The organism is Streptomyces sp. NPDC087906, assembly GCF_055584925.1.
Genome location: NZ_JBVJLC010000005.1, coordinates 371,347 through 388,023, shown reverse-complemented (window position 1 = coordinate 388,023; position 16,677 = coordinate 371,347). Strand labels below are relative to the sequence as shown.

Here is a 16,677-nt window from a genome sequence, read left to right as displayed (position 1 = left end):
TGTGATCAACGAGGTGACGCCGAGAAGCGTACTCGCATCACGCTCCGGCACCGGCTGTCACCTGCGGTGACTGGTGTCGCACCAGGGGTAGCGCCTGCTGCGCCCGCAGGCGCACAGCGCCACGCGGAACCGGTCGGACCTGACCGTCGTACCGTCCTCCAGCAGCACCTCCACCGGGCCTTCCACCAGGGTGGGGCCCTTGCGCTGGACACTGACGGGACGGGGCCGCTCGCCTGCGGGGTCGTACGTCATGACTGACCACCAACTCTTCCTCGGACGTGGGACGTCGGACGTGGGACGTCGGGCAGCGGGCGCGCGGGCGCGCTCACTCCAGTGCGGTACGCAGCGACGTGCCGCCCGCCCGCCAGGCGGACAGCAGCCGCTCGCCGAGCCGGTCCTCCAGGTAGACGGTGGCGTCGATGCCGAACGCGATGTCGGGGGCGAGATGCGGCTCGTCCGCCAGCAGCCCTTCGACGACCTCGTGCCGTACGACCTGTTCGTGCACCGCGTCGGCCTCCACATGCTCACTGTGGAAGAACACCGCCGCCGGCCCGGCCCCGGCGCGCTCCATCGCCTCGGCGATACGGCGCGAGCCGGGCGACGAGGTGATCTCGATCGTGGCGAAGTGGCCGACGAGCGCGCCGCGCAGGGCCCGGTGCAGCCCGAGCAGCGACATCAGGTTGACCGTGGCCAGGATCTCGGCCGTACCGGCCTCCAGGTAGCGCCCGTACGCCGGGTCCAGGTCCAGATCGCTCATCAGGTCGGCGTAGAGCCGCTGGTGCATCCGCTCGGCCCGGCCGCCGCCGTACTCGTCGAACTCGATCGCCGCCATGCCGGCCTTGGCCCGGCCCCGGAGGCGCGGCAGCACCCAGATGTGCGGATCGGCCTCCTTGAGGTGGTAGAGCGAGCGCTGCGCCGCGTACTCGCGGAGCTGCCACAGCTCGCCCTTGTCGCGCAGGAAGTGCGAGACGCCCGTGCCGTCCACGGGCTCCACCAGGATCTCCGCCAGCGCCTCGCCGAGGTCGTCGTGGCGGGTCGCGTCCCGGCGCAGGGCCGCCAGGAACCGCTCCTCCAGCGCCGCCCGGACGGTGAGCAGCGCGGGATCCCACTCGCGCTCGGCCGCGACACCGGCGAATCCCCGGTAATGCAGTTCGTAGCAGAGATAGAGCGCGAGTTGCAGATCGTCTCCGTAGGGATCGGCGGCGGACACGGCCTCCGCCGAGGGCGCCGCCCCCGAATTGCGGAGCAGTCCGATGACGGCGGCCGAGATTTCTCCCCGGCTCGTCGGCAATTCCGGTTCGGCTCGGCCCGCTGTTCCCTGGGGAAAAGTCTCTGACATACGCGCCGAGTGCCCCGACCTGCCAAGATTAATCATGGGACGGATCCCGGCCGCGTTTTGGATCGGCGCGCTTCGGGCAAACATTTCGGCGTGCTCCGACAGGAGGGTATGTGAATGCCTTCTCGTGTGCGTGTAAAAGTCACCTCGAATCATCCGCATGACGATTCCCCCGATACGGCGGACGCCTTCCGGCGGCTGGCGCGGCTTCCCGAGGGTGCGGAGAAGGTCCGCGTCCGGCAGGAGGTCGCCACCGCGTGGCTGCCGCTGGCGCACCGCGTGGCGTGCCGCTACCGCAACCGGGGCGAGTCCCTGGAGGATCTGACGCAGGTCGCCTCGCTGGGGCTCGTCAAGGCGGTGCGCCGGTACGACCCGGCGCGCGGCAAGCCGTTCGAGAGCTACGCGATCCCCACCATCGACGGCGAGATCAAGCGCCACTTCCGGGACTACATGTGGAGCGTGCACGTGCCCCGGCGGGTCCAGGAGCTGCGGGCCCGGGTCCGGGTCGCACGGCAGGAGCTGGCGCAGAGCGTCGGCGGGCGGATGCCGACGGCCGCCGAGATCGCCGCGCACACCGGGCTGACGGAGCAGGAGGTCATCGACGGCACGCGCGCCATCGACAGCTTCGCGGCCCTCTCGCTCGACGCGGAGTTCCGCGGCCAGGGCGACGACGCCGCGCATTCGCTCGCCGACACGCTGGGCGGCCCCGACCCCGCGCTGGACGTGGTCGTCGACCGCGAGGCCGTACGGCCCGGACTCGGCTCGCTGCCGGACAGGGACCGGCGGATCCTGTATCTGCGGTTCTTCTGCGGGATGACCCAGAGCATGATCGCCGAGGAGCTGGGCATGTCGCAGATGCATGTGTCCCGGCTGATCAGCGGCTCGTGCTCGCGGATCAGGGACGAGATCCTGGACGGGATCGTCGCGGACGACGACGGGTCGCCGTGACCGCGCGGCCCGGGGACCCGGGGCCGGTGCGGTGGCGGGTGGTTCGCTCAGCGGAACCCGCCGCTGCCGAAGCTGCCGCCGGAGTCCTCGTTCCACTTCGGGGTCTTCTTGAGCGGCGCGGACCGCGAACCGATCGTGCCGTTGCCCTTCAGCTCGCCGGGCATCAGCCGCTCGTCGGACTCCGGTACCGCGTCCGGTTCGCGGTTCTCCAGGATCTCCCGGACGGGGCCGTCGTCCGGGAGCTTCGTCTGCTCGTCGGGCCGGGGCGGTACGGACTCATGGTCTCTGATCCTGCGTCCCCACAGGAAGGCGCCGATCAGCACTCCGACCACGATCAGGCCCACGATGGGCACGAGAATGGCCGTCACGCCGGGGGAGGACGCAAGATCCCAGTTCATCGTGTTCATGGTGAGCGAGTACCCCGAAAAATCGGGTCATACCGCCACATAGAACTCGTGCACCATGCACCCGCATCACACACCTATGAGAGGGGACGTGTCGCATGATCCGCGAAGTACTGGTGGGAGCGGTGTCCGGGCTGCGCAGCCAGCTCGGCACGGCGGCGGTGGCGCTGACGACCGAGCCGGGGGAGACGTCGCGCCCGGCTGCTCTCCTCGCCTCCCGGCGGGCCACGGCGCTCGCCGCCGCAGGCGCCGTGGGCGAGCTGGTGGGCGACAAGCTCCCGCAGACCCCGAGCAGACTCGCCCCGGCCGGCCTGGTGCCCCGGATCCTGTTCGGCGGGCTGGCAGCCGCTGCGCTCGCCGGGCGCGGGCCCGGCGGCCCGCCCCCGGCCCTCGCCGCGGCGGTGGGCGCCGCGGGCGCCGTGGGCGGGTCCTTCGCCGGGGCGTGGTGGCGCCGGACGGCGCACGACAGGGCGGGGAGCGACTGGCCGGGCGCCGTGGCCGAGGATCTGCTGGCCCTCGCGCTGGCCTGGGCCGTGTGCCGCCCCGCGGGGGGCGGTCAGAAGCCCTCGGGGGCGCGCGGCGCATAGTGCTTGGCGAGCCGGCCGATCTCGTCGTCGTCCAGCCGCAGTTCCACCGCGGCCACCGCGTCGCTGAGGTGCCGCTCCTTCGTGACGCCGACGATCGGCGCGGTGACCGCCGACTGGTGCAGCAGCCAGGCCAGCGCGATCTGCGCGCGTGACACGCCGCGCTCGGCGGCGAGTTCGGCCACGGCCCGCACCGTCGCCCGGTCGGAGTCCTCCGCCTGCCGGTAGAGGGTGGAGCCGAACTGGTCGCTGCGCGCACGCGACGTGCTGTCGTCCTCCCAGTCGCGGGTCAGCCGGCCACGGGCCAGCGGGCTCCACGGCAGCACCCCGACGCCCTGGTTGAGACAGAACGGCAGCATCTCCCGCTCCTCCTCGCGCATCAGCAGGTTGTACTGGTCCTGCATCGACACGAACGGCGTCCAGCCGTGCAGTTCGGCGGTGTGCTGGGCGTTCGCGAACTGCCACGTCCACATCGAGGACGCCCCGATGTAGCGCACCTTCCCGGCGCGTACGAGATCGTGCAGCGCCTCCATCGTCTCCTCGATGGGCGTGTTCGGGTCGTAGCGGTGGATCTGGTACAGATCGATGTAGTCGGTGCCCAGCCGCCGCAGACTCGCCTCCGCCTGGCTGAGGATGGCCGCACGCGACAGGCCGGCGCCCTTGGGACCCGCGTGCATCCGGCCGTTCACCTTGGTGGCGATCACGACCTCCTCGCGCTTGGCGAACTCGCCCAGCAACTGCCCGACGATCTCCTCGCTCGACCCGAGCGAGTAGACGTTGGCCGTGTCGAAGGTGGTGATGCCCGCCTCGACGGCCTGCCGGACCAGCGGCCTCGACTCCTCGATCGGCAGGGACCAGGGGTGGGATCCTGACTGCGGATCACCGAAACTCATGCAGCCGAGGACGATCCTGGACACTTCGAGACCGGTCCGGCCCAGACGTACGTACTCCATTGCTTCTCCTCACGGAGAAACCCGCCGGGAAAGGTCCCGGCGGGTTTCTGACGGTGGTCGGGGTTCAGTTCACCGGGGCGCCGACCCGGTCGTCCGGACTGCTCCGGCGCGCCGCCGGGACGGTCTCCGGAGCGAGGAGCCGCTGGGCGAGATGGCCGAAGATCAGCCCGAACGCGCTCCACAGCGTGATCTGGATGGCCAGCGAGGCCACCCTGAACTGCCAGAGCAGCGGCGCCGGGAAGTCCTTGGGCACTTCGTTGATGGCCGGCAGGAACGCGTAAGCGAGCCCGACGATCACACCGAAGCCGACGACGGCCGCGACCGTCGCGTTCCAGTTGCCGAACCGCGGCGCGAGCCGCTTGCCGAAGATGACGGCCGCCACGGCCAGCAGCACACTCAGCACGATCATCAGCACATACAGCGTACTGCGCTTGCCGATGGTGCCCGCATCGCCGACCGACGGCGGATTGGCCGGGTACTTGAGGAACGGCACGACGTAGACGGTGAGCAGCGCCCCGCCCGCGAGCAGCATCGCCGTGGCCCGGGGCCCGAAGGCGCCGATCCGGCCGAGCGCGACACAGAACGCGAGCGCGGCGATACCGCCGACGGCGACGCCGAAGACCAGCACACCCGTGGCGAGCCCCGCGGTGGACTGGAGCGAGCGGCTGACGACTTCCATCTCGTGCTCGTGGCTGTGCGCGTCCTCGAACGCGATGGCCGAGTCGACCCTCGGCTCACCGAGCAGATAGGCGACGACGAGCGCGAGCACGCCTGCGGCGAGCCCCGCGAGCATGCCGCGCACCAACAGGGCCCTGACGGATATGGAGTTCATGAACGGATTTCCTCGGTCTCTCAGTGGCAGGGGAAGCCGAGGAGATGGCGTCCGTCATGGACCCACTCGTGGATGTCCGTGCCGGAGAAGACCGAGGTGGCGCCCTGCTCGGCGCCGACGAAGTACAGCAGGAACAGCATCAGTACGCCGAAGAAGACCGCCCAGGGCGCTATCGCCTTGAGCGAGATGGGTGCGACGGCTGCGGAGCCGGTGGTGGGGGCGGCAGACTGTGCCATGGCCGAACCTCCTGGGGAACACGCGTCCCGATCGTGGTGCCTGAGACGAAGGTGGCGGGTCTGACTTCCCCGCGGCGAACCGCGGGTCCACAGTGGCGCGACCGTGCCGGATTCTCACCGGACTTCCGTCACACCCTCGTCATGTCATCGGCACGGTACCGCCCGTCACCCCCGTGACGCCACAGTGCACCCCCTGCGCGCTCACGCCGTACGCGTCCGTCCGTCGGCGTGTCCCGGCGTCCCCGGCGCCCCTCGACATGCCCGCCCAGCACATTCCGGCAAGAATCGTGCGGGGCCGGCCGGGGAGGCCCGCGCACCGTCCGGTGTCGGGGACCCGTCGTCGGGCAGACGAACACACCCGTGCATGACGAGAAAGGACGTGATCCGGATGCGAGTGGCATTTCTCGTTGCTCCCGAGGGCGTGGAGCAGGTCGAGCTGACCGAACCCTGGAAGGCGGTGGGGGACGCGGGCGGTGAGCGCGAGCTGATCTCGACGGATTCCGGCCAGGTGCAGGCGTTCAACCACCTCGACAAGGCGGACACCTTCCCCGTCGACCGCACGGTGGCGCAGAGCGCCGTCGAGGACTACGACGGCCTGGTGCTGCCCGGCGGCGTCGCCAACCCCGACGAGCTGCGGACGGATCCGGCGGCGGTGGCCTTCGTGAAGGCGTTCTTCGACGCGGGCAAGCCGGTGGCGGCCATCTGCCACGCCCCGTGGACGCTCATCGAGGCCGATGTCGTACGCGACAGGACGCTGACGTCCTGGCCGAGCCTGCGGACCGACATCCGCAACGCCGGCGGCACGTGGGTGGACGAGCAGGTCAAGGTGTGCACGGCGGGGCCCAGCCCGCTGATCACCAGCCGCAGGCCCGACGATCTGAAGGCGTTCTGCGAGGCGTTCATCCAGCAGTTCGGCGGTTGAGCCCCGCGCCGGCTCGGCTCGGTCCGGCGCCCCGCCACCGCGGGGCGCCGGACATCGTCATGACACATGACAGGGGTTATGGCAGGACAGGGGTGATGACAGGACAGGGCAGGGGTTGTGGCAGGACAGGCGGTTACGGCAGGACCGGCGCTACGGCTGGACGGCCAGCGTGAAGGAGTGCCCCGCCGGGTCCGAGTAGACGCGCGTGTCGCGCGGGCCGCCGTTGTCCTTGGTGTCCAGCGGGCGCGCGCCGAGGCTGATCGCCTCGCGCTCCGCCTCGTCGATGTCCTCGCGGGCCACGAGGATCCGCAGATGGGCCTGTTGAGAGGTCTCGGGCCGGGGCCAGCTCGCCGGCGCGTAGCCGTGATCCCGGCGGATCGCCAGATGGACGCCGGTGTGGCCGACGATTTCCACGAAGTCCGGATCGGCGCCGATCCTGATCTCCGCTTCGAAGAAGGTGGCGTAGAACTCGGCGAGGTCGGCGGGTTCGGCACAGTCGAGGACGAGGACGCTGGTCTTGGCGACGGTCATGCCGACCGTGTACCCCCGGCCCTGACGGGCACACAGATGCGGGAGCCCGTCGAGGGGCCCAGTGGCAGGGCCGGTGGTTGGCCCGGTGCCCAGCGGGTACCCGGGCCGCCGGCGCTTCGTCCGGCCGACCGGTTCCGGTCGCACTCCGACGGCCCGGGGGAGAGCCTGGGAGCGATCCCTTCCCAGGCTTCCACGTACAGCTTCGGCCCAGAGAGGAACAACCCCCATGAACAACGCTGAACAGTCGGCGACCGCGGTCGCGGTGCAACTCGGCGGGCAGGTCAAGGAGGACGCCCAGACGGTGTTCGCCGTCCTCGGCACGGCCTTCGCCTCCGACCGCGCCGCCGACGACGTACCCCAGGACGTGCCGGCCGACCGGCAGGCCGTGTGGACGGCGACCTTCGACGTGGCTGACGTACGCGGCGAAGCGGCGCCCGCCGAGCTGTCCTCGCCCGTCACCGCCACCCTCCAGGGCGGCCACAAGGCGGTGGACGCGCTGCGCGCCGCGCTCGCCTCGGCCTTCTCAGTGCGGGTCGTGGGCACGGCGGCCGGCGACCAGGAGGAGGAAGTCACGCTGCGGCTGGAAAGCCACCGCTGACGGGTCCTGCGGCGGGGCGACAGCCGCTTGTGTTGCGCATCCGGCGCAACGGGGTCAGTCTGTTGGTGACCCAGAAGTGGCTGTTGCTCACGCTTCGTGTTCGGGGGTCGTTGCTACGCCGTTGGTACAACGCCGTGAAGCATGTGGGCCTCTCTGTGAGGAGCCTCAAACATGACAGTTCCACTCGACCGGCACTACGAGGTGGAATTGCACGCCTCCGCGGAGCGCGTATCGCAGATCCGGCGCATCGTCGCCGCTCACCTTCGTTATTGGAAACTCGACCTGCACGTCGCACCCGTCTCCCAGGGCATCGACGAACTGCTGACCAATGTCCACCGCCATGTCGGCGACGACAACAGGTGCATTGTGGAACTGCGTTGGACCGGACGCCATCTCACGACGTCCGTCGAGGACAACGGGCCGAGGATGCCCCGGCTGCTGACGGCGGGCGGCGGCGGGCTCGCCCGCGTCGCCGCTGTCAGCGACAGTTGGGGCACCTGCGCCACCGCCGAGGGCAAAGTCATCTGGTTCACCCGCAGTGTGGAGGCTCCGCAGAGCGTCCCGCGGGTGCCCACGATCCCGCTCACCCTGGTCGGCGCGGCCCAGCGGCACCCCGGCCCCGACCGGGAGTTCCTTCCGGTGCTCGCGCCGTTCCCCGCGCGCGAACCGGCCGCGGCGCTCGTCTGACCGAGTCCCGGGGCTGACACCCGTCCCGGGGGTTGACACCCGTCCGGGGCTGACACCCGCTCCGGCAGCACGCGACCGGCCCGCGCGAAGCGGGCCGGTCGTCGCGCAACCGCGGCGCTGCTCAGTCGTCCGTGCTCACTCGTCCGTGCTCACTCGTCGTCGGAGTCCGGTACGAGATGGATCGCGGCCTCCTCCGCCGAGGCGGCCGCGCCGTCGATGCCGACATCGCTGGCGATCATGTCCTTCTCCGCGTCTTCGTGCGCGCCCTCGTCGGGCGCCACCAGGCGGCCCGCCCTGGCGTCCCCGACCTCGTCGTCCAGGGCCTCGCCCTCGCCGGGCGTCAGATCGCCGATGCCGTCCCAGTCGGGGTCCTCGTCGTCCGTGCGGTCCGGGATCTCCTCGGCGAGTCGCTGGTCGAGCGTCTCGCCCTCGTGCTGCTCCGCCGCAGTCGTACCGGTGTGCTCCACGCCGAGCGGGCGCTCCGGAGGCGACCAGCCCTCGTCGAAAGGGTCGGAGCCGCGGTCGACGAGCGTGTCCTCGGTGTCGAGAATGCCCTCGTCGTCCATGACTTCGGAACCGTCGGGCTGGTAGACATCGTCGGCCATCTCACTGCTGTCGCCGCTCACGTCGCTCTCCTCGCATCGTTCGTCTCAGCCGTCCGCACGGCAACCGCCGTACGGACGTGCCAGTGCCGCTACCCGCCGAGGCGGTCGGCAAGCAACCGCGTCCACCGGATCCAGGAACACGGCCTGGTGGACACGGCCTGGTGGACACGGCCTGGGGGAGACGAGCCGGCGCGGGGCTTCGCACCCGCTGAATCCACCCTCCCACCAATCATCGGCCTGTCAACCGACAGGCCGGCCGCCCCGGGCCGGGACAAATCCGGTGTTTGGGGCTCATCCGACTGGGCACCTGGTGGGTCCATCCGTACGACCCCAAAGTCACCGTCCGGAGTCGAACGTGAGCCGAGAACGCATTGTCATCGTGGGAGCGGGGTTCGCCGGCTACCAGACCGCCCGGGTACTGTCCCGGCGGGTACGCGGCCAGGCCGAGATCGTCCTGCTCAACCCGACCGACTACTTCCTCTACCTGCCGCTGCTGCCGCAGGTGGCAGCGGGGATCCTGGAGCCACGGAGGGTGACGGTCTCGCTGCCGGGGACCCTGCCCCGGGTACGGCTCGTGCTCGGGGAGGCCGACAGCGTCCACCTGGACTCCCGTACGGTCGCCTACACGGACCCGGAGGGCGGGCGCGGCGAGCTGTCGTACGACCGGCTCGTCCTGGCCGTCGGCAGCGTCAACAAGCTGCTGCCGATCCCCGGCGTCGCCGAGTACGCCCACGGCTTCCGCGGCATACCTGAGGCGCTGTACCTGCGGGACCACGTGACCCGGCAGATCGAGCTGGCCACCGTACGGGGCAGCGCCGAGGCCGCGGCCCGCGCCACCTTCGTGGTGGTGGGCGCCGGTTACACCGGCACCGAGGTCGCCGCCCAGGGCCAACTGCTCACCGACGCGCTGGTGCGCCAGCAGCCCGCCTGGCGGCTGAGCAGGCCGCCGCGCTGGCTGCTCCTCGACATCGCGCCGCGGGTGCTGCCCGAGCTGGACCGCCATCTCTCCGCCACCGCCGACCGGGTGCTGCGCAGCCGCGGCGTCGACGTGCGGACCGGTACTTCAGTACAGGAGGTGACACCGGCCGGAATCACCCTCGTCGACGGCGAGTTCATCGAGACGCACACGCTCATCTGGTGTGTCGGCGTACGCCCCGACCCGCTGGTCTCCGACATCGGCCTGCCCGTCGAGAAGGGCCGGCTCGTCGTCGACCCGTACCTCAACGTGCCCGGCCATCCTGAGGTGTTCGCCTGCGGCGACGCTGCCGCCGTGCCCGATCTCACCAAGCCGGGCGAGATCACCCCGATGACGGCCCAGCACGCCGGACGGCAGGGCAAGGTCGCGGGCGCCAACGTGGCCGCCTCGATCGGCATCGGGCAGCGACGGGCCTACAAGCACAACGACTTGGGCTTCGTCGTCGACCTCGGCGGGGTCAAGGCCGCCGCCAACCCCCTCGGTGTGCCGCTGGCAGGACCGCTGGCCGGCGCCGTCACCCGCGGCTACCACCTGGCGGCCATGCCGGGCAACCGGGTGCGGGTGGCCGCCGATTGGGCACTCGACGCGGTGCTGCCCCGGCAGGCCGTGCAACTCGGCCTCGTCCGGTCCTGGACGGTGCCCCTGGAGTCGTCCTCCCCCGAACTCGCCAGGGTGCCCGGTGCACCCAGCAAGGAGCGATAGGCATGAAGAGCGGACAACTGACCGAACTCGGCCAGCAGTTAAGGGTCGACTCGGTACGTGTCGCCGATACGGCGGGATCAGGGCACCCGACGTCCTCGATGTCGGCGGCCGATCTGATGGCGGTGCTGCTGGCCAACCATCTGCACTACGACTTCGACCACCCGGACGACCCGGGCAACGACCGGCTGATCTTCTCCAAGGGGCACGCGTCCCCGCTGCTCTACTCGATGTATCTGGCGGCGGGCGCCATCGACGAGGACGAGTTCGCCACCTATCGCACGCTGGACAGCCGGCTTGAAGGCCACCCGACACCCCGGCTGCCGTGGGTCGACGTCGCCACCGGATCGCTCGGCCAGGGCCTGCCCGTCGGCGTCGGCATGGCGCTCGCCGGCAAGCGCCTGGGGCGCAGCCCGTTCCGCGTATGGGTGCTGTCCGGTGACAGCGAGATGGCCGAGGGCTCCATCTGGGAGGCCGTCGAGCACGCGTCCGACCAGGGACTCGACGCGCTGACCCTGATCATCGACGTGAACAGGCTCGGCCAGCGCGGCCCCACCCGCCACGAGCACGACCTCGACGCGTACGGTCGCAGGCTGCGCGCCTTCGGCTGGCACACCGTGGAGATCGACGGCCATGACATCGAGGCCGTCGAGAAGGCGTACGCGGAGGCCCTCGCCACCACCGGCCGGCCCACCGCGATCATCGCGCGCACCCTCAAGGGCAAGGGCGTCGCGGCCGTCGAGGACCAGGAGGGCAAGCACGGCAAGCCGCTGCCCGACGCGGAGAGCGCCATCGCCGAACTGGGCGGCCGCCGCTCGATCCGGGTGCACGCCAACAAGCCCGCCAAGCCCGCCAAGCCCGCCAAGCCCGGCGAACAGGGCAAACAGGCCGCGACGGAGAAGTCCGCCCCTGACGCCGGTCAGCAGGGCAGCGGTAAGCTGCCCGCGTTCGACCTCGGCGAGGAGGTCGCCACCCGGGACGCCTACGGCAAGGCGCTCGCCGCGCTCGGCCACGCGCACGGCGACATCGTCGCCCTGGACGGCGAGGTCAGCGACTCCGACCGCGCCAAGTTCTTCGCCGACGAGCACCCCGAGCGGTTCTTCGAGTGCTACATCGCCGAGCAGCAGCTCATCGCCGCCGCCGTCGGGATGCAGGCCCTCGGCCACGTCCCGTACGCGTCGACCTTCGCCGCTTTCCTCACCCGCGCGGCCGACTTCCTGCGGATGGCCGCCGTCAGCCGCGCCTCGATCAACGTCGTCGGCTCGCACGCCGGCGTCTCGATCGGCCAGGACGGGCCGTCCCAGATGGGCCTCGAAGACCTGGCGCTGTTCCGCGCCATCCACGGCAGCACGGTCCTCCACCCGTGCGACGCCAACCAGACGGCCCAGCTCGCCGCGACGATGCACTCACTGGCGGGGATCCGCTATCTGCGTACGCTGCGCGGCGAGACCCCCGTCATCTACGGGCCCGACGAGCGGTTCCCCGTCGGCGGCAGCAAGGTGCTGCGCAGCTCGGACGCCGACCAGGTGACGCTCGTGGGCGCAGGAGCCACCGTCCACGAGTGCCTGAAGGCGGCCGATCTCCTCGCCGGGGAGAACATCCCCGTCCGGGTCATTGACCTGTACTCGGTCAAGCCGGTCGACGAGCGGACGCTCCAGGCGGCGGCCGAGGACACCGGTTGTCTGATCACGGTCGAGGACCATCACCCGGAGGGCGGTATCGGGGACGCCGTGGCCGAGGCGTTCTCGGACGGCCGGCCCGCGCCCAAGCGGTTCGTGCGGCTCGCGGTCGGCAACATGCCGGGCTCGGCGACGCCGGACGAGCAGCTACGGGCCGCGGGCATCGACGCGGAGTCGATCGCCGCAGGGGTGCGGCTGCTGGTGGAGAAGATCATCCACTGACGCCCGCGGCTGCTCTCCGTCCTGCGAACCACCGCTCACCGCGCCGCCTGTCCCGGACCGCCGGGCCGGGCGGCGCGGTGCTGCCGCGGAACGCCGGCGCGGTGCGGTTACGGACGCGGACGCAGACAGCGGGCCGTTTACCGTTTCGCCGCGCGCCAACGGGTACGCGATCAGAAAGCCCGTAGCGCGAGGAGAGGACTGAACCGCATGACCACCCGTATGCCGACAGGCCACAGCCAGACCGACGCCGGCCTCACCGGCTTCGTCCCTGACCCCGACACCTGGGAGTGGCTGCGGCACGCCGCCTGCACCGACGCCGATCCCGAGCTGTTCTTCCCGGTGGGGGAGTCCGGGCCCGCCGCCGCGCAGGCCAAGCGCGCCAAGGAGGTGTGCCACGGCTGCCCGGTGGAGGCGCAGTGCCTCGAATGGGCGCTGAACACCGGCCGTACCACCGGCGTCTGGGGCGGCACCGACGAGGACGAGCGGCGCAGGATGCGGCGCAGGACCGACCGGCGCCCGGCGGGCCGGCGTCCCGTGTTGCGAGGCCCCGCAGGTCGCGGAAAGGTCTGACTGTCGAATCGAGAGGAATCGCCCCATGCCCATCGCCACGGTGAATCCCGCCAGCGGAGAGACGCTCCGGACGTTCGAACCGCTGACGGCCGAGGAGATCGAGCGCCGTATCGCGACGGCCCACAGCACCGCGCGGGTCTATCGCGACAGCCGGTTCGACGAGCGGGCGCGGCTGCTGAACCGCGCGGCCGAGCTGCTGGAGCAGGACGCGCCCGACATCGCCCGCACCATGACGACCGAGATGGGCAAGCCCGTCGCGCAGGCCCGCGCCGAGGCGCTGAAGTGCGCGAAGTCGATGCGCTGGTACGCGGCGAACGCCGAGAAGCTGCTCGCCGACGAACATCCGTCGGACGCCGACGTGAAGGACTCCGGCGGCTCGTACGCGCGCGTCCACTACCGGCCGCTGGGTGTCGTCCTCGCCGTGATGCCGTGGAACTTCCCGCTCTGGCAGGTCGTACGGTTCGCCGCCCCCGCCTTGATGGCGGGCAACGTGGGACTGCTCAAGCACGCGTCGAACGTTCCGCAGACGGCCCTGTACCTGGAGGAGCTGTTCCTGAGGGCGGGCTTCCCCGACGGCTGCTTCCAGACGCTGCTGGTCGGCTCCGGCGCGATCGAGTCGATCCTGCGCGACGACCGGGTCGCCGCCGCCACGCTCACCGGCAGTGAGCCGGCCGGCCGGTCCGTCGCCGCCGTCGCGGGTGACGAGGTCAAGAAGACGGTGCTGGAGCTGGGCGGCAGCGACCCGTACGTGGTCATGCCGTCGGCCGACATCGAGCGGGCGGCGAAGACGGCGGTGACGGCGCGGGTCCAGAACAACGGCCAGTCCTGTATCGCCGCCAAGCGCTTCATCGCGCACGCCGACGTGTACGACGACTTCGCCGCCCGGTTCACCGCGGGGGTGCGGGCCCTGACCGTCGGCGACCCGATGGAGGAGTCCACCGACGTCGGTCCGCTCTCCAGCGAACAGGGCCGTACGGATCTGGCGGAGCTGGTCGACGACGCGGTCGCCAAGGGCGCCACGGTCCTGTGCGGCGGCGGCCGGCCGGCCGGGTTCGACCGGGGCTGGTACTTCGAGCCGACCGTGCTCGCCGACATCACCGAGGACATGCGGATCCACCGCGAGGAGACCTTCGGCCCGGTCGCCACGCTCTACCGGGCCGCCGATCTCGACGCGGCCGTGGCGATCGCCAACGACACCCCGTTCGGGCTCAGTTCGAACGTCTGGACACGCGACGACGCGGAAGTGGAGCGCTTCGTCAGCGACCTCCAGGCCGGCGGTGTGTTCTTCAACGGTATGACGGCATCCCACCCCGCCTTCCCCTTCGGCGGCGTCAAGCGCTCCGGCTACGGGCGTGAGCTGTCGGGACACGGCATCCGCGAGTTCTGCAACGTGACCACGGTGTGGCACGGCGCCGAACCCGACCAGAGCTGACCGGCGGCCGGGACAGGCGCGGGGCGAGGAGACCAGCATGTACGAGGTGCACACCGACGAGGCGTGGGCGGGGCTCGACGAGAGAGAACTGGCGGCGCTCGACGCGCATTGGCGCGCCGCCAACTACCTGGCCGTCGGCCAGATCTACCTGATGGCCAACCCACTGCTGCTGGAACCGCTGGCCGCCGAGCACATCAAGCCCCGGCTGCTCGGCCACTGGGGCACGTCGCCCGGCCTGAACCTCGTCCACACGCACCTCAACCGGATCGTCAAGGCGCGTGACATCGACGCCCTGTGCGTGTGGGGGCCGGGGCACGGCGGACCCGCCGTGCTGGCCAACTCCTGGCTGGAGGGCACGTATTCGGAGACGTACCCGGACGTCAGCAGGGACGGGGAGGGGATGGCGCGGCTGTTCCGGCAGTTCTCCTTCCCCGGCGGTGTGCCGAGCCATGTCGCCCCCGAGACCCCCGGCTCCATCCACGAGGGCGGGGAGCTGGGCTACTCGCTCGCCCACGCCTACGGCGCCGCGCTGGACAACCCCGACCTGCTGGTGACCTGCGTGATCGGGGACGGCGAGGCGGAGACCGGGCCGCTCGCCGCTTCCTGGCACTCGAACAAGTTCCTCGACCCGGTGCACGACGGGGCCGTCCTGCCCGTCCTCCATCTCAACGGGTACAAGATCGCCAATCCGGCCGTACTCGCCCGGCTGCCCGAGGCCGAACTCGACTCGCTGCTGCGGGGATACGGCCACGAGCCGCTCCATGTCACGGGCGACGAGCCGCTCGCCGTCCACCGGGCGATGGCCGAGGCGATGGACCGCGCCGTCGACCGCATCGCGCAGATCCAGCACGAGGCGCGCGAGGGCCGCACCACCGAGCGTGCCAACTGGCCGATGATCGTGCTGCGTACGCCCAAGGGCTGGACCGGGCCGCGCGAGGTCGACGGGCTTCCGGTCGAGGGCACCTGGCGCGCGCACCAGGTGCCGCTCAGCGGGGTGCGCACCAACCCGGCGCATCTGGCGCAGTTGGAGGAGTGGCTGCGCTCGTACCGTCCCGACGAACTCTTCGACGCGACGGGCGCGCCGCGCCCCGAGGTGCTGGAGTGCGTGCCGGACGGCGCCCGCAGACTGGGCGCGACACCGCACGCCAACGGCGGTCTGCTGCTGCGGGAACTGCCCATCCCGGCGCTTGAGCGGTACGCGGTCCAGGTCGACAAGCCCGGCACCGTACTCAACGAACCCACCAGGGTGCTGGGCGGCATGCTGGAAGCGATCATGGAAGCCACCGCGGGCCGCAGGGACTTCCGCGTCGTCGGCCCTGACGAGACCGCGTCGAACCGGCTCGAAGCGCTGTACGAGGCCACCGGCAAGGCCTGGCAGGCCCGCACACTCGACACCGACGAGCATCTGGCGCACGACGGCCGGGTCATGGAGGTGCTCTCCGAGCACATGTGCCAAGGCTGGCTGGAGGGTTACCTGCTGACGGGGCGTCATGGCCTCTTCTCCAGCTACGAGGCGTTCGCCCACATCGTGGACTCGATGGTCAACCAGCACATCAAGTGGCTGCGCACCTCGCGCCGACTGCCCTGGCGGCGCCCCATCGCCTCGCTCAACTACCTGCTCACGTCGCACGTCTGGCGCCAGGACCACAACGGCTTCTCGCACCAGGACCCCGGCTTCGTCGACCACATCCTGAACAAGAGCCCCGAGGTCGTCCGCGTCTACCTGCCGCCGGACACCAACACCCTGCTGTCCGTGGCCGATCACGCGCTGCGCAGCCGGGACTACGTCAATGTCATCGTCGCGGGCAAGCAGCCCAGCTTCGACTGGCTCACCCTCGACCAGGCCCGTGCCCACTGCGCGCGCGGCGCCGGCGTCTGGGACTGGGCGGGCACCGAGGACGGCACCCGCGAGCCGGACGTGGTGCTGGCCTGCGCCGGGGACGTACCGACCCAGGAGGCGATGGCGGCGGCGGACCTGCTGCGCACCCATCTGCCTGAGCTGGCCGTCCGGTTGGTCAACGTGGTCGACATGGCGCGGCTGCTGCCGCACGACGAGCATCCGCACGGGATGACGGACTCCGAGTACGACGCGGTCTTCACCACCGACCGGCCGGTGATCTTCGCGTACCACGGCTACCCGTGGCTGATCCACCGGCTGGCCTACCGCCGTACCGGCCACAGCAACCTGCATGTGCGCGGCTACAAGGAGGAGGGGACGACGACCACCCCCTTCGACATGGTGGTACGCAACGACCTGGACCGCTACCGGCTGGTGATGGACGTGATCGACCGCGTACCCGGCCTGGGCGTAAGGGCGGTGGCGGTCCGTCAGGCGATGGCGGACGTGCGGACCAGGCACCACGCCTGGATCCGCGAGCACGGCACGGACCTGCCGGAGGTCGCCGACTGGAAGTGGACGGGCTGAGCAGAGCGGACCCGGTGACGGAGGAAAGCGGCGACGAG

The 16,677-nt window shown here is 71.1% G+C and carries 18 protein-coding genes; 10 read left to right on the top strand and 8 right to left on the bottom strand.

The genetic code is table 11. The features are described 5' to 3' along the window. Positions 1 to 57: 57 nt before the first annotated feature. Together ACZ63I_RS17915 and ACZ63I_RS17910 are read right to left on the bottom strand one after the other, a co-directional pair. Positions 58 to 252, bottom strand: coding sequence for a CDGSH iron-sulfur domain-containing protein (locus ACZ63I_RS17915; protein WP_469339652.1), 195 nt, complete (start codon positions 250 to 252; stop codon positions 58 to 60). Positions 253 to 325: 73 nt separating this feature from the next. Beyond that, positions 326 to 1,339: an iron-containing redox enzyme family protein gene (locus ACZ63I_RS17910; protein ID WP_469339651.1), complete on the bottom strand. Its 1,014-nt coding sequence runs from the start codon at positions 1,337 to 1,339 to the stop codon at positions 326 to 328. Positions 1,340 to 1,453: 114 nt separating this feature from the next. On the opposite strand from ACZ63I_RS17910, the gene ACZ63I_RS17905 reads away from it, so the two are divergent. Beyond that, positions 1,454 to 2,284: a SigB/SigF/SigG family RNA polymerase sigma factor gene (locus tag ACZ63I_RS17905; protein ID WP_469339649.1), complete on the top strand. Its 831-nt coding sequence runs from the start codon at positions 1,454 to 1,456 to the stop codon at positions 2,282 to 2,284. 47 nt (positions 2,285 to 2,331) lie between these two features. Here ACZ63I_RS17905 and ACZ63I_RS17900 read toward each other — a convergent pair whose 3' ends face one another. After that, entirely contained in the window at positions 2,332 to 2,682 is a 351-nt protein-coding gene (locus tag ACZ63I_RS17900; protein ID WP_469339647.1) for a DUF6479 family protein, read from the bottom strand. 104 nt (positions 2,683 to 2,786) lie between these two features. On the opposite strand from ACZ63I_RS17900, the gene ACZ63I_RS17895 reads away from it, so the two are divergent. Beyond that, positions 2,787 to 3,275: a DUF4126 family protein gene (locus tag ACZ63I_RS17895; RefSeq protein ID WP_469339645.1), complete on the top strand. Its 489-nt coding sequence runs from the start codon at positions 2,787 to 2,789 to the stop codon at positions 3,273 to 3,275. Here the strand turns inward: ACZ63I_RS17895 and ACZ63I_RS17890 are convergent. From ACZ63I_RS17890 to ACZ63I_RS17880, 3 genes are all read right to left on the bottom strand, one after another. Next, the gene (locus tag ACZ63I_RS17890; protein WP_469339644.1) at positions 3,245 to 4,225 is read right to left on the bottom strand and encodes an aldo/keto reductase; all 981 of its coding nucleotides are present in this window, start codon (positions 4,223 to 4,225) and stop codon (positions 3,245 to 3,247) included. The genes ACZ63I_RS17895 and ACZ63I_RS17890 overlap by 31 nt on opposite strands. A gap of 64 nt (positions 4,226 to 4,289) precedes the next feature. After that, positions 4,290 to 5,057: a CbtA family protein gene (locus ACZ63I_RS17885; RefSeq protein WP_469339643.1), complete on the bottom strand. Its 768-nt coding sequence runs from the start codon at positions 5,055 to 5,057 to the stop codon at positions 4,290 to 4,292. A 20-nt stretch (positions 5,058 to 5,077) separates the two neighbouring features. Beyond that, the gene (locus ACZ63I_RS17880) at positions 5,078 to 5,293 is read right to left on the bottom strand and encodes a CbtB domain-containing protein (RefSeq protein WP_469339642.1); all 216 of its coding nucleotides are present in this window, start codon (positions 5,291 to 5,293) and stop codon (positions 5,078 to 5,080) included. A 388-nt stretch (positions 5,294 to 5,681) separates the two neighbouring features. Here ACZ63I_RS17880 and ACZ63I_RS17875 point away from each other — a divergent pair, with 388 nt between their 5' ends. Then, positions 5,682 to 6,215 (top strand): type 1 glutamine amidotransferase domain-containing protein, encoded by a 534-nt coding sequence (locus ACZ63I_RS17875; RefSeq protein WP_469339955.1) that lies wholly within the window; start codon positions 5,682 to 5,684, stop codon positions 6,213 to 6,215. 150 nt (positions 6,216 to 6,365) lie between these two features. On the opposite strand, the gene ACZ63I_RS17870 is transcribed toward ACZ63I_RS17875, so the two are convergent. Continuing rightward, positions 6,366 to 6,746, bottom strand: a complete 381-nt coding sequence (locus ACZ63I_RS17870) for a VOC family protein (RefSeq protein ID WP_469339641.1) — start codon at positions 6,744 to 6,746, stop codon at positions 6,366 to 6,368. Positions 6,747 to 6,972: 226 nt separating this feature from the next. On the opposite strand from ACZ63I_RS17870, the gene ACZ63I_RS17865 reads away from it, so the two are divergent. Next, positions 6,973 to 7,344: a hypothetical protein gene (locus ACZ63I_RS17865; RefSeq protein WP_469339639.1), complete on the top strand. Its 372-nt coding sequence runs from the start codon at positions 6,973 to 6,975 to the stop codon at positions 7,342 to 7,344. Between the two features lie 171 nt (positions 7,345 to 7,515). After that, complete coding sequence (locus tag ACZ63I_RS17860; protein WP_041993869.1) at positions 7,516 to 8,031, top strand: ATP-binding protein; 516 nt, start codon at positions 7,516 to 7,518, stop codon at positions 8,029 to 8,031. Positions 8,032 to 8,180: 149 nt separating this feature from the next. On the opposite strand, the gene ACZ63I_RS17855 is transcribed toward ACZ63I_RS17860, so the two are convergent. Then, the gene (locus ACZ63I_RS17855) at positions 8,181 to 8,636 is read right to left on the bottom strand and encodes a DUF5709 domain-containing protein (protein WP_469339954.1); all 456 of its coding nucleotides are present in this window, start codon (positions 8,634 to 8,636) and stop codon (positions 8,181 to 8,183) included. A gap of 355 nt (positions 8,637 to 8,991) precedes the next feature. Between ACZ63I_RS17855 and ACZ63I_RS17850 the strand changes: the two genes are divergently transcribed. From ACZ63I_RS17850 to ACZ63I_RS17830, 5 genes are all read left to right on the top strand, one after another. Beyond that, positions 8,992 to 10,314, top strand: coding sequence for an NAD(P)/FAD-dependent oxidoreductase (locus tag ACZ63I_RS17850; protein ID WP_469339637.1), 1,323 nt, complete (start codon positions 8,992 to 8,994; stop codon positions 10,312 to 10,314). A gap of 2 nt (positions 10,315 to 10,316) precedes the next feature. Then, entirely contained in the window at positions 10,317 to 12,212 is a 1,896-nt protein-coding gene (locus ACZ63I_RS17845; protein WP_469339636.1) for a transketolase, read from the top strand. Positions 12,213 to 12,431: 219 nt separating this feature from the next. After that, entirely contained in the window at positions 12,432 to 12,782 is a 351-nt protein-coding gene (locus ACZ63I_RS17840; RefSeq protein ID WP_469339952.1) for a WhiB family transcriptional regulator, read from the top strand. 25 nt (positions 12,783 to 12,807) lie between these two features. Further along, entirely contained in the window at positions 12,808 to 14,214 is a 1,407-nt protein-coding gene (locus tag ACZ63I_RS17835) for an NADP-dependent succinic semialdehyde dehydrogenase (RefSeq protein ID WP_469339635.1), read from the top strand. 37 nt (positions 14,215 to 14,251) lie between these two features. After that, entirely contained in the window at positions 14,252 to 16,639 is a 2,388-nt protein-coding gene (locus ACZ63I_RS17830; RefSeq protein WP_469339634.1) for a phosphoketolase family protein, read from the top strand. Positions 16,640 to 16,677 lie beyond the last annotated feature (38 nt).

What these genes read in the sequence shown, in the direction of transcription:
- ACZ63I_RS17915 (WP_469339652.1), bottom strand. Translation starts at nt 252, where the DNA reads ATGACGTACGACCCCGCAGGCGAGCGGCCCCGTCCCGTCAGTGTCCAG.
- ACZ63I_RS17910 (WP_469339651.1), bottom strand. Translation starts at nt 1,339, where the DNA reads ATGTCAGAGACTTTTCCCCAGGGAACAGCGGGCCGAGCCGAACCGGAA.
- ACZ63I_RS17905 (WP_469339649.1), top strand. Translation starts at nt 1,454, where the DNA reads ATGCCTTCTCGTGTGCGTGTAAAAGTCACCTCGAATCATCCGCATGAC.
- ACZ63I_RS17900 (WP_469339647.1), bottom strand. Translation starts at nt 2,682, where the DNA reads ATGAACTGGGATCTTGCGTCCTCCCCCGGCGTGACGGCCATTCTCGTG.
- ACZ63I_RS17895 (WP_469339645.1), top strand. Translation starts at nt 2,787, where the DNA reads ATGATCCGCGAAGTACTGGTGGGAGCGGTGTCCGGGCTGCGCAGCCAG.
- ACZ63I_RS17890 (WP_469339644.1), bottom strand. Translation starts at nt 4,225, where the DNA reads ATGGAGTACGTACGTCTGGGCCGGACCGGTCTCGAAGTGTCCAGGATC.
- ACZ63I_RS17885 (WP_469339643.1), bottom strand. Translation starts at nt 5,057, where the DNA reads ATGAACTCCATATCCGTCAGGGCCCTGTTGGTGCGCGGCATGCTCGCG.
- ACZ63I_RS17880 (WP_469339642.1), bottom strand. Translation starts at nt 5,293, where the DNA reads ATGGCACAGTCTGCCGCCCCCACCACCGGCTCCGCAGCCGTCGCACCC.
- ACZ63I_RS17875 (WP_469339955.1), top strand. Translation starts at nt 5,682, where the DNA reads ATGCGAGTGGCATTTCTCGTTGCTCCCGAGGGCGTGGAGCAGGTCGAG.
- ACZ63I_RS17870 (WP_469339641.1), bottom strand. Translation starts at nt 6,746, where the DNA reads ATGACCGTCGCCAAGACCAGCGTCCTCGTCCTCGACTGTGCCGAACCC.
- ACZ63I_RS17865 (WP_469339639.1), top strand. Translation starts at nt 6,973, where the DNA reads ATGAACAACGCTGAACAGTCGGCGACCGCGGTCGCGGTGCAACTCGGC.
- ACZ63I_RS17860 (WP_041993869.1), top strand. Translation starts at nt 7,516, where the DNA reads ATGACAGTTCCACTCGACCGGCACTACGAGGTGGAATTGCACGCCTCC.
- ACZ63I_RS17855 (WP_469339954.1), bottom strand. Translation starts at nt 8,636, where the DNA reads ATGGCCGACGATGTCTACCAGCCCGACGGTTCCGAAGTCATGGACGAC.
- ACZ63I_RS17845 (WP_469339636.1), top strand. Translation starts at nt 10,317, where the DNA reads ATGAAGAGCGGACAACTGACCGAACTCGGCCAGCAGTTAAGGGTCGAC.
- ACZ63I_RS17840 (WP_469339952.1), top strand. Translation starts at nt 12,432, where the DNA reads ATGCCGACAGGCCACAGCCAGACCGACGCCGGCCTCACCGGCTTCGTC.
- ACZ63I_RS17835 (WP_469339635.1), top strand. Translation starts at nt 12,808, where the DNA reads ATGCCCATCGCCACGGTGAATCCCGCCAGCGGAGAGACGCTCCGGACG.
- ACZ63I_RS17830 (WP_469339634.1), top strand. Translation starts at nt 14,252, where the DNA reads ATGTACGAGGTGCACACCGACGAGGCGTGGGCGGGGCTCGACGAGAGA.